Genomic DNA, 13,521 nt, shown 5'->3' with positions numbered 1-13,521 from the left:
CAATCCTATTCGTAACAGAATTCGAAAGAGCATGCAACCCTTTTTTCCTTCGGTTATCTTTGTAAAATCTCTCTTGAAATGACAATCCGTTGGACCTCCGAAGTCCCTTCATAGAGGGTCGTCCCTATGATATCCCGCAGGTATCGTTCGACGGGATATTCTTTCGTATATCCGTATCCTCCTAACATCTGAACCGCTCGAAGGGCCACCTCTTTGGCGGTCTCCGTCGCAAAGAGTTTGGCCATGGAGGCCTCTTTGGTAAAGGGGAGTTTGTTCTCTTTGAGATAGGCCGCCCGCAGGACGAGCAGCTGGGCGGCCTCGAGGCTGGTGTAGGAGTCGGCGATCATCCACTGGATGGCCTCGAAACTGGTGAGGGGCTTTCCGAAGGCCTCCCGCTCCTTCACATACTGGGTGGCAAAGTCGATGGCAGCAAAGCCCACTCCCACCGAAAGGGATCCGATCCCGATTCGGCCTCCATCGAGTTCCATCATGGCGATTTTGAAACCTTCGCCCTCCCTGCCGAGGAGATGGCTGGCTGGGACGACGCAGTCTTCGAAGATCAGTTCGTTCAGCACCGAGGCGCAATGGCCCAACTTCTCTTCGGCCTTCCCCACCCGAAAGCCAGGCGTTCCCTTCTCGACGAGGAAGGCCGATATCCCGCGCCCCTTTCTCGCAGTGCGATCCGTCACCGCCCAGACCACGGTGACGCCCGAGACCTCTCCGCTGGTGATGAACGCCTTGGTCCCGTTGAGGACGTAGGCCTGATTTCGTCGCTCCGCCAGGGTCCGGATGTTGGCCGCATCGGACCCCGCGTGGGGCTCGGTCAGGGCGAAGGAGCCCGCGGGGTATTCGCCGCTGCAAAGCTTGGGCAGGTGCTTCCGTTTGATCTCCTCCTGGCCGAATTCGTAGATCACCTCGGCGACCATATTGGTGACAGAGGTGGTGACCGCATGGGAGGCGCAGCCCTTGGCGATCTCGGTGATGGCCAGGCTGTAAGCGATCACCCCCACCTCTGAGCCTCCGTATTCGACAGGGATGTTCATCCCCATCAAACCGAGCTCGGCCATCTTTTTGATATTCTCGTAAGGGAATCGTTTTTCCCTGTCGTGGTGAGCGGCCACGGGTTTGATGCTCTTCTCCGTGAAGTCCCTCACCATGTCCCGGATCATCTCCTGTTCGGAGGTGAGCTTAAAATCCATCGGAGCCCCTAAGGTCGGAAATCCGAAAACCGAAAAACCGAAAGAATCCGGAGACGAGGATTTTAATGGGCCATGTTTTAGATCAGAATGTTGACCTTTTGAAGATTTTTGGTCTTCCTTTGCTTTTCTTCCAAGTCAGGTCGAATATTGGTAGAAACCTCTTCCCGCCTTCCGTCCCAGATAGCCCGCATCCACATACTTCTTCAGAAGGGGGCAGGGTCGGTATTTCGGATCCCCAAAGCCCTTGTGGAGGACCTCCATGATGGCCAAACAGGTGTCCAGGCCGATGAGATCGGCCAGGGCCAAGGGGCCCATGGGATGGTTCATGCCCAACTTCATGACCGTATCGATGGCCTCGGCCGTGCCCACGCCTTCGTAGAGGGCGAAGATGGCCTCGTTGATCATGGGCATCAGGATCCGGTTGGAGATGAACCCCGGGAAGTCGTTCGCCTCCACCGGGGTTTTTCCCATCCGTTGCGAGAGGGAGCGAACCACCTCGAAGGTCTCCTGGGAGGTTTGATGGCCTCGGATGATCTCCACCAGTTGCATCACGGGGACGGGATTCATAAAGTGCATCCCGATCACCTGGGAGGGCCTCCCGGTGGCAGAGGCGATCTTCGTGATGGAGATGGAGGAGGTGTTGCTCGAAAGGATGACCTCCTGGCGGCAGATCTGGTCGAGTTCTTTGAAGAGCTTCAACTTAAGGGCCTCGTTTTCCGTGGCGGCCTCGATCACAAAATCGGCCTCCGCCATCTCCTCCAAGGCAAGGGTCCCCTTGATCCTCTGAAGGAGGTCGTCCCGCTGCTCGGCGGAGAGCGTTTTCTTCTCGACCAATCGATTCAAATTCTTCGTGATGGCGAGGATCCCCTTCTGGAGGAAGGGTTCTGCGATGTCGCTCATCACGACTCGAAATCCGGATTGGGCCGCCACTTGGGCGATCCCGCTTCCCATCTGCCCTGCTCCCACGACCCCGATCGTTTGGATCTGCATCTGCCTCCCCTTCTTCGGCGAAAATGTCCAAAATCGGGACTAATCGATGTTTTCTATGATCAGGCTGACCGCCTCACCCCCTCCGAGGCAGAGGGAGGCCAGGCCCCGGTGGGCGCCGGTATCCTTCATGGCATAGATAAGGGTGGTCAGGATTCGGGCGCCACTGGCCCCGATCGGATGGCCAAGGGCGACCGCACCGCCTCGGATATTGACCCGATCCTCTTCGATCCCCAAGGTTTTGATGATGGCCAGGGTGGTGGCTGCAAAGGCCTCGTTGATCTCGAAAAGATCGATCTCCTTGAGAGAGAGCCCAGCCTTCCTCAGGACTTTTGGGATCGATTGGATGGGAGCGACCAGGACGTCTTCCAGTTCGACGCCGGCTGCCGCCTGAGCCCCCACCCTTGCCAGGGGTTTCACCCCCAAGGCCTCGGCCTTCTCCGAAGACATGAGGACGAGGGCGCTTGCGCCATCGCTGATCTTCGAGGAGTTGCCGGCGGTGACGACCCCTCCCTCCTTGAAGGCCGGTTTCAATCTCGAAAGGGCCTGAAGGTCGGTCTCCCTTGGGCCTTCGTCGGTGTCGAAGAGCGTCGGTTCCCCTTTTTTGGAAGGAACCTCGATGGGGAGGATCTCGGCCTTGAACTTTCCCTCTCGGATGGCGCGCATCGCCTTTTGATTCGACTCGAAGGCAAACCGGTCCTGCGCCTCCCGGGAGATCTTGAATTTGACCGACTGGATCTCCGCCGTGAACCCCATGTGGTAGTCGTTCACCACATCCCAGAGGCCGTCGTGGACCATCCCGTCGATGAGTTTCCCGTCCCATAGGCGATAACCGGTGCGGGCCTGTTCGAGGTAGTAGGGAACCCGGCTCATGGATTCCATGCCGCCTGCCACGATCACCTCTGCGTCCCCTGCCTGGATGACCTGGGCGGCCAGCATGACCGCCTTGAGGCCCGATCCGCAGACCTTGTTGATCGTCAGGGCTCCGCCGGCCATGGGTAGGCCGGCCTTGATCATGGCCTGGCGGGCGGGATTCTGTCCGAGGCCGAAGGGGAGGACGTTTCCCATGATCACCTCGTCGACCTCCTCCTTCTGGATTTTGGAGCGTTTCACCGCCTCCTCGATCACTTTTCCTCCAAGTTCCGTGGCGGTGAAGGCGCTGAGGGCCCCCAGGAAATTTCCTATGGGTGTCCTAACGGCGCTGGTGATCAGAACCTCTCTTTTCAAGGTCTCCTCCTTTGGGTGCATCCGGTTCGGCATTGAGCTTCTCCCGGATTTTTTCCTGATAGCTCAAGATCTCCGCCTTCAACCGTAGGAGGATTTTGATCCGCTCATCGATATGGTTGACGTGATTGTCGAGGAGTTCGAGCAGGCGAGGCAATACCTTGCGGTTGGTGCGATGGATCTGGTAGATGGCCTCTAATTCATGCATCTCCGCCAGGGAGAGGCCGAGGTGTTTGAGCCTCTGGATGAACTTGAGGCGCTGGACATCCTTATCCGTATAGACTCTCTTTCCTCCCTCGATCCGCTTGACGGAATTGAGAAGCCCGATCTCCTCGTAGTACCGGATCGTCCGCGGGCTTAGATTGACCAGCTTGGCAAGCTCACCGATGGGATAGTATTTGAGGCCATCAATTTCCATAATGATTTAAACCACTTTACGTAAACTGAAAAGTTCGACAAAGAAAAAAACGGGGGACTTCCCCCAAGGGAAGGTCTGGTTTTTCCCAACTTATTTCCTGACTATACGGAGGGCCATTTTCCAACGGAGAGGACATCGTAACCGGCCTTCTCGAGGAGATTGACCGCCTCTTGATAATCTTCGGTCTGAATCCGTATGGCGGCGATCCGCTTTCCGTCCACCATGAATGAGGGGGTGACGATGCTGATGATGTTGATGTTCAATTTCTTAAAAATTTCGAGGATGCTCGCCATCGTCCCGGGCTTGTCTTCGAAGGCGATGGTCAGGCGGGTTCCTTTCTGGTTGGTTCCGAAGATGTCCACCAGATGGTCGAGGGCATCCGTCTCGGTGAAGATTCCGTATAATTTTCCTTCTTCCACCACGGGGAGGCACCCGATCTTGTGGTCCCTCATCAGCTTGACCGCTTCTTCGATCAGGGTGTCGGGAGTAATGGTGATCAGTTTTTCCTTGGGGGTCATGAAGGAGGCCACCTTCAACTTTCCGAGAAGGTAGTTGAGTTCCTGGACGCTTAGGAGCGTGGCATCGGAGGGGGCGGCTTCCCGGATGTCCCGATCCGTAACAATGCCGACGAGCTGCCCGTCCTTGTCGACGACCGGAAGATGCCGGATCCCCTTTTCATGGATCAGGGCACGGGCTTCGAAGAAGTTCGCATCGGGGCTGATGGTGATGGGATTTCTCCGGATCTTTTCTCTCATGAACCCCTTGTACTGAATCTTCATGCTCTCCTTCTCCTTTCATACGATTTAGAACTTTTTGTATCACATTTTCAACCGAGGGTCAAATCCTTGGCTGATTGCCATCGCACCTTAAAGAGGTCTTCCTTAAGGCAACGGAGGCGACCGGGGCCGGCCTCATCCAACCCTCCCCTCTTCCCCCTCCCCCTCCTTCGGGAGGAGGAGCGGGTGAGGGGAGGGAGGAGGCGTTGAAGGCAACGGAATCACTTCTTGGGAAAGTGTCCTTCGAAAGGAACGAAGACATCTCCCTTCTCGGTCGAGAAGACGGCCATGCCTTCGTGGATTTTGATCCCGAACTTGAAATCGCCCACCTTCGCATACCAATCTTTGATGAGATCGGCCGGGTTCAGCTTCAGTTCCTGAACCTTGGGAGCCTGGGCCACGAGAAGGGTCAACCGGATCGTGCCCGAGCTCAAGATGCTTACCACCCGATACTGGCTGGTCGTCTTGGGCGGGAAGTAGATCCGGTCATAGACGGTTGGGGTGGCGATTTCAATATACTTTCCCGGAGCCGCCTCGAAGGAGACCGTGAATTTGAAGTTGTCGAGCATGATATTATAGGAGCTCGGGTTCTCAATGTTGAAGACAAAGGCGAGCCCCAGGGGCGTGGCCGTGGGAAGATCGACCCACGGGAAATAGCTTGCGATTTCGACACGATCCAGGGTGACCTTCGGTTTTCCAGCCTCATCGGTGGGTCGAAGGCCGGCACAGCCCATCGAGAGGGCCAATATCAGCATCAGGACCACAGATATTTTTCGCATAGAAACCTCCTTTTTAGGTGAGCCATCTCTTTCTCCTCTTGTAATGTTTCACCTGCCTGAAGCTCTTTCGTTCGCCGAGGTCTGAGAGGCCGAGGTAAAAGTCCCGAATATCCGGGTTCTCCTTTAACTTCTCTGACGTATCGTGCATCACCAGCCTTCCGTTCTCGAGGACGTAGGCATAGGGAGCGACGGTGAGGGCCAGCTTCACGTTCTGCTCGACCAGGAGGAGGGGGATCTTCTCGTCTTTATTCAATTTCGAGATGATCTCAAAGATCTCTTTAATCAAGAGAGGAGCCAGCCCCATCGAGGGTTCGTCCAGAAGCATCAGCCTCGGTTGGGCCATCAGGGCCCTCCCGATCACGGTCATCTGCTGCTCCCCTCCGCTGATGAACCCCGCCATTACATTTCGGCGCTCCACCAGCCTTGGAAAATAGTGATAGACCATCTCGAGCCTCTCCCTCATGGCGCTCCCCCCGGCCCGAAGGTGGGCCCCTACGCGGAGGTTCTCCTCCACCGTGAGGTGACCGAAGACCCTTCGACCTTCGATGATCTGGAAGATCCCCCGCTTGGAGATCTCCTCCGCGGAGAGATGGTGGATCTTCTCTCCCATGAATTCGATGGAGCCGTCGGTGACCTCCCCGTCCTCATGCTTCAAAAGGCCCGAGATCGATTTGAGGGTGGTCGATTTTCCAGCTCCATTGGCCCCGAGGAGGGCGACAATCCCTCCATGGGGCACTTCGATCGAGACCCCCTTCAAGACCAGGATGACCTCGTGGTACATCACTTCGATATTGTTCAACTTTAAGATGATGTCGTTCGATTTTTGTTCCAAGTCGTCTCCTCCTCCGCGAAACGGGTCCGATTACCACCCCAACCAGGCGGCCCATCGGTCAGGATATTTGGCACGCATGTCGATGGTCCCCACCGTCTGAGGTTTTCCTTTGATAATCCGGCCGATCGTCACGATGGAACTGTAGCGGTGATCTTCCGGGGTGAGGGTGACGAGTTGCCCGCCGAAGGGCTTCAACCCCGGCCAATCCCTCAAGGTTTCGAAGGCCTCTTTGATCCCCGGGCCGTTCAACTTTCCCGCCTTGTCGGCCCTCGTCATCGCTTCCACAGCCAGGGTCACCTTCAGCCATCCCTGGACCGTCCGGATGAGACGGTTTTCGAGGGGGATGCCTGGGTTGAGCTTCTTGGCATATTCGACCACGGTCTTCTTCGCAGGAAATTCTTCGATGAAGAAGGAACATGCGGCCAACCCGATCGCCCCTTCGGCCGCAGGCCCCGCTAATTTGGGGAGGTTTTCGTCGAATCCCCAGTTATTGATAATGTGATCGGCTCCGAGACCGAGGGCCATCGCATCCTTCAGGGCCGCCGAGACAGACATGGTCGTATTCCCATGCCACACGATGTTGGCGCCGAAGCCCTTGGCCGCAATGACCTGGCTCTTCGTGTCGAGGGCTGTCAGGGCGACGTGCTGATCCGGTCCGATTTCCATTCCCAATATAGTGGCTTGATCTTTGATTGCCTTGATGGGTGCGGTGGCATAGGGAGAGGCGGTATCGATAAAGCAGACGAACTTCGGTTTCGCCCCTTTCTCTCTCAGTTCCTTCCATTTGGGGTCCTTTTTCCAGACTTCGTCGAACCAGTACTGGAGGGCGCCCCGGGCATTGGTCGAATAGTCGGTTCCGTAGACGAAGTTATAAGGGGTCTTTTTGGGGTCGCAGAGATGGGCGGAGAAAGAACTGGAGAGATAGGGCATCTTGTCGGCATTGATAGTCGGCGAAAGGGCCTCCGTATCGCCGGTGCCCCACCCGAGCACCATCACCACCTTGTCGTAGTCCCTGAATCGCTTGTAGGTGGTGATGGCCTCAGGGATTCGGTAACCGTAGTCGTATTGAAACAAACGGATCTTCTTCCCGTTGATCCCCCCTTTATCATTGTAATATTGGACCGCCTCGCGGACTCCCAAGGCCTCGTCCTTTCCCACATCCGAAGTCGCACCGGTGGTATCCTGGAGGGCCCCCAACCTCACCTCCTGGGCGATGGCCCATGAGGCGAAGAGGCACAGCAATAGAATCAACCCTATCACGATCTTCCTTTTCATCTTTCACCTCCTATGAGGACTTTGAAAAAGTACGAAAAAAAGATGACGTCCGATTAAATCCCTCCCACCATCCACTTGAACCTCCCACCATCCATTGACGGGCACCACCTCCTTTTTTAATTCGTGATGGGCGATGGGGAATTCGTGATCGATCCGATCCACATGTTTTGGGGCGATTCGCCTCCTCAGGGACCTCCCTTTTGGTTAATAAGAGAAGGGCCAGAGATTAAAGTAATTCTTGATCTGCCACCATCGGTATGCCAGACCGTTGGGTTCATAGATGAGGAAGAGGGCGATGGCGAGGCCAAAGGCCGCCTCCTTCACGTAGAGAAATTTCTCAAGGAGGTGAGGCAAGAAGGGCATCAGGCCCACCAAAAAGGGGCTTTCCGTCAGGATGAAGATGAAAAATTTGAGGGCTTCTGGGATGAGGGTCATGAACAGGGAGCCGAAGATTGTCCCGTGGATGCTTCCCACGCCTCCGATGAGGATGACCCCCACCAGCCAGAGGGACCACCCGAAGTGGAAGTGCTCCGGGCTGACGGCTGCCAGGGAGGTGACCCAGAAGGCGCCGGCTATTCCGCCGAAGAACCCGGCCACGAAGAAGGCCAACAGTTTATAGTAGACAATGTTGACGCCCATCGTCTCCGCAGCAATATCGTTGTCGCGGATGGCGATCCAGGCCCTTCCGATTTTCGACCGCACCAGGTTGGCCATGACGAGGGTGAGCAGGACAACCAGGATGGCCATCAGGTAGTAAACATCTTTATCATCTTTGATCACCCATGGCCCGATCTTCACCGTACCGGGCGGGATCGAAAAGGCCACGCCCCTTCCTCCGATCTGGCTGATGTACTGGGTGATGAAGAATTCGACCGTGAGGAACTGGGCGGCCATGGTGGTCATGATCAAATAAAATCCCTTGACCCTGGCGGAGGGAAGCCCAAAGAGGACACACCACAGACCTCCAACGAGGCCGCCGATCACCATGGCAATGGGGTAAGGGACGTTGAGCTGAAGCATCAGGAGGGTGCAGGTATAGGCGCCGGTCGCAAGGAAGGCCGCATGGCCGAGGGTGACCTGTCCGCAATACCCGATGAGGAGTTGGACCCCCATAGCCGAGAGGATGGTATAGCCCACGACATTTGCGATGGAGATGAGGTACATACTGGCGAATTGGGGGAAAAGGAAGAAGATGCTGACAAAGAGCAGGATCATCTTCCCCCAGACGAATTTGGTCTGCCACCAGGCATGGTCCTGACGATAATGTTGATGGTAGACACCGCAGGGACGATAATTCATAAGGAACCTCCTCCGCCCACCCTTCCTTTTCCCCGGGAGAGGGGAGGGAAGGGGAGGGGGTGTGATGTTTTAGACTCGTTCGATCCTCACCCATCCCCACAGGCCGTAAGGCTTGAAGAGGAGGATGATCACCATGACCGCAAAAGGGAAGACATCTTTGACCCCGCCCGGGGTGTAACGGCTCAGGTAGCCATCGGCCAGGTTCTGGAGGACCCCGATGATGAGGCCGCCCACGATCGCGCCCGGGACCGAGTTCAATCCTCCCAGAACGACGGCCGGCAAGACCAGCAAGCCGAGGTACCCAACCGAGATATTGAGACCATTGATATTTCCCAGCAGGGTGCCTCCCACGCCAGCCGCCATGAAGGCGATAGCCCAGGCCAGGGCATAGACCACCTTTGCGTTTACCCCCAGAGAGAGGGCGGCCATTTCGTCGTCTGCCGTGGCCTGCATGGAGAGGCCCCACTTCGTGAATTTAAAGAAGGAGACGAAGGCGATCATGAGGATGACGGAGGCGATGAAGGCCCAAAGGAAGACCTGGCCGATGACGATCCTCCCGATTTTGAGGGGCTCCATCGGAAAGACGGGGGGGGAGAAAACCACGGTGTCGGTCCCCCAGATGAGCATGACCAGGCCTCTGAAGAAGAAGGCCAGCCCGACCGTCACCATGATGACCGCGAGCACAGGCTCTCCCACCATGGGCCTGAGGAATAAGACCTCGGTCAGGATGCCGAGGATGAAGCCGATGGCTAAGGTGATCAACAGGGCGAGGATGAAGGGAATGCCCAAGTGATATAAGGTGAGGCAGACATAGGCGCCGATGAGGGTGAGCTCTCCCATGGCCAGGTTGAGGACGCCTGAGCATTTATAGATGAGCGTCCAGCCGAGGGCCACCAAAGCGTAGATGCTTCCGACCAAGATCCCCGTGATTAATAGCTGTAAAAAGATCTCCATAGGACCTCCTCGATCAGATCATTGAGGGACCTCCATGACTTTCATGTCGGCCTTGATATGGACCACCCTTCCGTCCTCATAGGTGATGTTGGTGTCCATGTGGACGCTTTTCACGTCCGAGTAGAGACCGTTGACGATGTCCCGATAACGCTCTTCCACAAAGGCCCTCCTCAATTTTCGGGTTCGGGTCAATTCGTCATCGTCCGCATCGAATTCCTTAAAAAGGTTGACGAACTTCTTCACCCGGGCGACTGGGGGGAGGTCTCGGTTCATCTTGACGATCTCTTTTTTGATCAGTTCATAGACCTCCTGGATCTGAGAGAGTTCCGGGTAGCTGGTGTAGGCGATGTTTCGATCCTCCGCCCATTTGCCCACCACGTTATAATCGATGCAGATGACGGCCGTGACGTAGGGCTTCTTATCCCCGATCGCCCAGACATCCTTGATATAGGGGCTGAATTTCAACCGGGTCTCCAGGTACTGGGGCGCAAACTTCGTCCCGTCGCTCAACACCATCACGTCCTTGGTCCGATCGAAGACGACCAGGTGGCCATCGGAATCGATAAAGCCGGTATCGCCCGAGTGGAGCCATCCCTCCCTCAAGGCCTTGGCGGTCTCCTCGGGCATCTTATAGTATCCCTGGAAGACGGAGGGGCTCTTGGAGATGATCTCCCCATCGGGCGTGATCTTCACCTCGGTTTCGGGGATGGGTTTGCCCACCGTATCGAATTTGATATCGCCGTCTCGATGAAGAACGGAGATGCCGGCAATTTCGGTCTGTCCATAGATCTGCTTCAGGTTGACTCCGAGGGCGTGGAAGAACCTGAAATGGTCGGGACCCATGGCGGCCCCACCGGTGTAGGTATACCTGATCCTCGAGAGGCCGAGGTGATCCTTCAATTTTTTATGAACCCCGAGATAGGCCAGGTAGTTGAGGGCCTTCCACTGGAAGGGGACCGGTTTTTTGGAAAACTTCAGCTCCGCCACGTGGTATCCGATCTTCATCGCCAGCTCATAGGCCTTCCGCTTGGCCCAGGTGGAGTCAAGATATTTCACCTGAACATTTCGGACCATCTGCTCATAGATCCGGGGGGGCGCGAACATCACCTGGGGGCCGATCTCGCGGATATTTTCTTGGGCCGTCTCCGGTTCCTCCGGGAAGTTGAGCGTGAACCCGGCCTGGATCCCGCAAGAGATCGACATCATCTGCTCGCCGATCCAAGCGAAGGGAAGATAGGAGACGAAGTCATCGGTCTCGAAGTAGGGATCGACCCGCATGAGGTTTCGGCCCATGGTGAGCATGTTGTAATGGGTGAGGAGAGCCCCCTTGGGCAGGGCCGTCGTTCCGGAGGTATAGAAGAGGAGGCAGATATCGTCTCCCTTCCCCTTCGAGATCAAATCCTCGAAGAGGCCGGGCTCTTTTTTATCCAGGTCCTCGCCGATTTTCATCAACTCCTTGAGGCTCATCAAGGTGGGCTCGTCGTATCCTCTCATGCCTTTGGGATCGTCCCAGATCATCTTCTTCAGCTTGGGGCACTTCTCCTTGATCATGAGATATTTGTCGACCTCCTCCTGTCCTTCGCCCACCATCAGTTTGGCATCGGAGTGGTCGATGATATACTGGACCTCATCTATGAGCGAATCTTGAAAGAGCCAGACGCCGACGCCTCCCACGCACATGGCCGCCATCTCGGCCCAGAGGGCCTCGGGTCGGTTGTCTCCGATCATGGCCACCTTGTCGTTTCGCTCGAGCCCCAGGGAGACCATCCCGAGGGCGATCCTCTTGACGTTCTCATAGTACTGCTTCCAGGTGATGGGGACCCAGATGCCGAACTCCTTCTCGCGCATCGCGACCTTCTTGTCCCAGTACTTCTTCGCCGCAGCCAGCCAGAGCTTGGGAATGGTCAAATCTTTGGTGATGGGCACCTCTCTGTGTTTAACGTCTTGTGACATAGAGATCCTCCGCCTCTCCTAAATAGGCTTTGATGACGCTGGGGTTCTTCTGGACCTCGGGGGGGGGACCCTCTGCGATCTTCTCTCCAAAGTTGAGGGCCATGACCCGGTGGGAGATGTCCATGACGACCCCCATGTCGTGTTCGACCAGCACACAGGTCGTCTGCCATCGCTCTTCTTCATTGATGTCGAGGATGAACCGGGCCATATCCTCGACCTCCTCCAGGTTGAGGCCGGCAAGGGGCTCATCGAGGAGGATCATCTTTGGATTGAGGGCCAAGGCCCTTGCCAACTCCACCCTCTTTTGAAGCCCGTAGGGGAGCATCCCGACGATCTTGTGTCGGATGTGTTCGATCTCGAGCAGGTCGATGATCTCCCTTTCGATGAAATCCCGATGTTCGATCTCTTCTCTCGCGGTCTTCCCTATGTAGAGGGCGCTGCTGAGAAGACCCGATTTCAGATGGATATGGCGCCCGAGGCGGATGTTATCGAGGACCGTGGCCCCCCTGAATAGCTCCAGTTTCTGGAAGGTCCTCGAAATCCCCAGTTCCGCCCTCTGGTAGGGTTTTAAGGTGCTGATGTCCTTTCCCTCGAAGAAGATCTTCCCTTTCTGCGGTTTGTAGAGCCCGTTGATACAGTTGAGAAGGACCGTTTTCCCGGCGCCATTGGGGCCGATGATGGAGAAGATCTCGCCCTTTTTCACTTCGAAACTGACCCCGAGCAAGGCCTGGACGCCTCCGAAGGCCATATGGATATTTTCCACCTTGAGCTGGGTCTCATTGGTTACGACCATGAAGCCCTCCTTTTGAATAGGGATTCCGGCTGACTTGCCTGGATAGCCTAAGGCAGGGAGATGAGGGTAGAGGGGGCTTGCTTTGCCAAAGGGAAGGAATCGAGGTTTTTTCCTTCATCGGGATTTGGCTCAGCCTCTCCATCGGGGCGCACCGGGCGCCCTCCATTTGTCTGTTCGATGCGGACAGAAGGGCTGGAAAGGAATCGAAAAGCCCACCCAGAAAAATCGTGACCCTTCTATTATCAGAACGCCATCTTTTTGTCAAGAAAAAAATTCCAGTTTACGTTAAATGTGAAAAGGTTCTCTTGGAGGGAGGAAATCTCTTGGAAGAACGGAGGGTTAAAGAAGTTAAGAAATAGCTACAATATAGTTTTCCCGAGGCCCGAAAGACCCATTTTTGCCGGGGGTTGGGCTCGGTCTCCTTACCCCATCCCAAACGAGATCAGCGGAGGAAGGTGACTTTCTCCCTGAGCTCTTTACGGGGAGTTGGAGCAGGGGGGCTTGCGGGTTTTCCGATGCAGATCAGTGCGAGGGGGACTTTTTCGGCAGGGATGCGAAGGATCTCCCTCATGGCCTTTTTGTCGAAGAGGGTGAACCAGAGGCTGCTTAGGCCGAGGCCGTGGGCAGCCAGATGGAGGTTCTGGATGGCTGCGGCGCAGGCGGCCTGATATCCCATCGGGCCCTCCTCCATGAAGAGGTCGACGCCTGACTTCTTGGGATCTCCCACGACCGCGATGAGGGCGGGGACGGTTTTTAAGAAGTCGAGGGTGTAGGACCCCAACCACTTCCAGCCGCTCTTTTCAAGGGCCCATTGACGGCACCTCTCGCCTTCCGCGAAGATCTTCTCTTTGATCTCAGGACTGGTGATCACGATGAATTCCCAGGGCTGGCTGTTGAGGGGCGAGGGGGCCCAGATGGCGGCCTCCAAAAGCCTTTCAAGGGTGGGATCGTCTATAGGGTCGGGCAAGAAGTTTCGGCAGCTCCGTCTCTCTTTGATCGCCGTAAAGAGGTCCATGCATGCTCCTTCCTTTT

Annotated in this window: 13 protein-coding genes; all 13 read right to left on the bottom strand. The window is 56.1% G+C overall.

The features are described from left to right. Positions 1–53 precede the first annotated feature (53 nt). The 13 genes from N3G78_07155 to N3G78_07095 all read right to left on the bottom strand — a co-directional run bounded on the left by N3G78_07155 (position 54) and on the right by N3G78_07095 (position 13,504). On the bottom strand, positions 54–1,199 hold the full coding sequence (locus tag N3G78_07155; GenBank protein MCX8117689.1) for an acyl-CoA dehydrogenase family protein: 1,146 nt from the start codon (positions 1,197–1,199) through the stop codon (positions 54–56). 135 nt (positions 1,200–1,334) lie between these two features. Next, complete coding sequence (locus N3G78_07150; protein MCX8117688.1) at positions 1,335–2,189, bottom strand: 3-hydroxybutyryl-CoA dehydrogenase; 855 nt, start codon at positions 2,187–2,189, stop codon at positions 1,335–1,337. A 39-nt stretch (positions 2,190–2,228) separates the two neighbouring features. Then, positions 2,229–3,434 carry an acetyl-CoA C-acetyltransferase gene (locus N3G78_07145; GenBank protein MCX8117687.1) on the bottom strand — a complete coding sequence of 402 codons (1,206 nt, stop codon included), beginning with the start codon at positions 3,432–3,434 and terminating at the stop codon, positions 2,229–2,231. Beyond that, entirely contained in the window at positions 3,379–3,828 is a 450-nt protein-coding gene (locus N3G78_07140) for a MerR family transcriptional regulator (GenBank protein ID MCX8117686.1), read from the bottom strand. The genes N3G78_07145 and N3G78_07140 overlap by 56 nt, the downstream gene beginning before the upstream one ends. Positions 3,829–3,929: 101 nt before the next feature. After that, positions 3,930–4,607, bottom strand: coding sequence for a CBS and ACT domain-containing protein (locus N3G78_07135; GenBank protein ID MCX8117685.1), 678 nt, complete (start codon positions 4,605–4,607; stop codon positions 3,930–3,932). Positions 4,608–4,825: 218 nt separating this feature from the next. After that, complete coding sequence (locus tag N3G78_07130) at positions 4,826–5,383, bottom strand: hypothetical protein (protein MCX8117684.1); 558 nt, start codon at positions 5,381–5,383, stop codon at positions 4,826–4,828. A 13-nt stretch (positions 5,384–5,396) separates the two neighbouring features. Then, positions 5,397–6,164: an ABC transporter ATP-binding protein gene (locus N3G78_07125; protein MCX8117683.1), complete on the bottom strand. Its 768-nt coding sequence runs from the start codon at positions 6,162–6,164 to the stop codon at positions 5,397–5,399. 81 nt (positions 6,165–6,245) lie between these two features. Beyond that, positions 6,246–7,490, bottom strand: a complete 1,245-nt coding sequence (locus N3G78_07120; GenBank protein MCX8117682.1) for an ABC transporter substrate-binding protein — start codon at positions 7,488–7,490, stop codon at positions 6,246–6,248. A gap of 204 nt (positions 7,491–7,694) precedes the next feature. Next, complete coding sequence (locus tag N3G78_07115) at positions 7,695–8,789, bottom strand: branched-chain amino acid ABC transporter permease (GenBank protein ID MCX8117681.1); 1,095 nt, start codon at positions 8,787–8,789, stop codon at positions 7,695–7,697. A gap of 69 nt (positions 8,790–8,858) precedes the next feature. Further along, positions 8,859–9,743: a branched-chain amino acid ABC transporter permease gene (locus tag N3G78_07110; GenBank protein MCX8117680.1), complete on the bottom strand. Its 885-nt coding sequence runs from the start codon at positions 9,741–9,743 to the stop codon at positions 8,859–8,861. Positions 9,744–9,761: 18 nt separating this feature from the next. Then, a complete protein-coding gene (locus N3G78_07105) occupies positions 9,762–11,696 on the bottom strand; it encodes an AMP-binding protein (protein ID MCX8117679.1) in 1,935 nt (644 codons plus the stop codon). Next, a complete protein-coding gene (locus N3G78_07100; GenBank protein ID MCX8117678.1) occupies positions 11,680–12,489 on the bottom strand; it encodes an ABC transporter ATP-binding protein in 810 nt (269 codons plus the stop codon). Before N3G78_07100 ends, N3G78_07105 begins: the two co-directional genes overlap by 17 nt. A gap of 442 nt (positions 12,490–12,931) precedes the next feature. Then, positions 12,932–13,504 carry a nitroreductase family protein gene (locus N3G78_07095; protein MCX8117677.1) on the bottom strand — a complete coding sequence of 191 codons (573 nt, stop codon included), beginning with the start codon at positions 13,502–13,504 and terminating at the stop codon, positions 12,932–12,934. Between the last annotated feature and the right edge of the window lie 17 nt (positions 13,505–13,521).

The organism is Thermodesulfobacteriota bacterium (assembly GCA_026415035.1).
Classification (GTDB): Bacteria; Desulfobacterota; BSN033; order BSN033; family UBA1163; genus RBG-16-49-23.
The sequence above is the reverse complement of the archived record's forward strand: the minus strand, read 5'-3'. Positions and strand labels throughout refer to the sequence as shown.

What these genes read in the sequence shown, in the direction of transcription:
- N3G78_07155 (MCX8117689.1), bottom strand. Translation starts at nt 1,199, where the DNA reads ATGGATTTTAAGCTCACCTCCGAACAGGAGATGATCCGGGACATGGTG.
- N3G78_07150 (MCX8117688.1), bottom strand. Translation starts at nt 2,189, where the DNA reads ATGCAGATCCAAACGATCGGGGTCGTGGGAGCAGGGCAGATGGGAAGC.
- N3G78_07145 (MCX8117687.1), bottom strand. Translation starts at nt 3,434, where the DNA reads ATGCACCCAAAGGAGGAGACCTTGAAAAGAGAGGTTCTGATCACCAGC.
- N3G78_07140 (MCX8117686.1), bottom strand. Translation starts at nt 3,828, where the DNA reads ATGGAAATTGATGGCCTCAAATACTATCCCATCGGTGAGCTTGCCAAG.
- N3G78_07135 (MCX8117685.1), bottom strand. Translation starts at nt 4,607, where the DNA reads ATGAAGATTCAGTACAAGGGGTTCATGAGAGAAAAGATCCGGAGAAAT.
- N3G78_07130 (MCX8117684.1), bottom strand. Translation starts at nt 5,383, where the DNA reads ATGCGAAAAATATCTGTGGTCCTGATGCTGATATTGGCCCTCTCGATG.
- N3G78_07125 (MCX8117683.1), bottom strand. Translation starts at nt 6,164, where the DNA reads ATGTACCACGAGGTCATCCTGGTCTTGAAGGGGGTCTCGATCGAAGTG.
- N3G78_07120 (MCX8117682.1), bottom strand. Translation starts at nt 7,490, where the DNA reads ATGAAAAGGAAGATCGTGATAGGGTTGATTCTATTGCTGTGCCTCTTC.
- N3G78_07115 (MCX8117681.1), bottom strand. Translation starts at nt 8,789, where the DNA reads ATGAATTATCGTCCCTGCGGTGTCTACCATCAACATTATCGTCAGGAC.
- N3G78_07110 (MCX8117680.1), bottom strand. Translation starts at nt 9,743, where the DNA reads ATGGAGATCTTTTTACAGCTATTAATCACGGGGATCTTGGTCGGAAGC.
- N3G78_07105 (MCX8117679.1), bottom strand. Translation starts at nt 11,696, where the DNA reads ATGTCACAAGACGTTAAACACAGAGAGGTGCCCATCACCAAAGATTTG.
- N3G78_07100 (MCX8117678.1), bottom strand. Translation starts at nt 12,489, where the DNA reads ATGGTCGTAACCAATGAGACCCAGCTCAAGGTGGAAAATATCCATATG.
- N3G78_07095 (MCX8117677.1), bottom strand. Translation starts at nt 13,504, where the DNA reads ATGGACCTCTTTACGGCGATCAAAGAGAGACGGAGCTGCCGAAACTTC.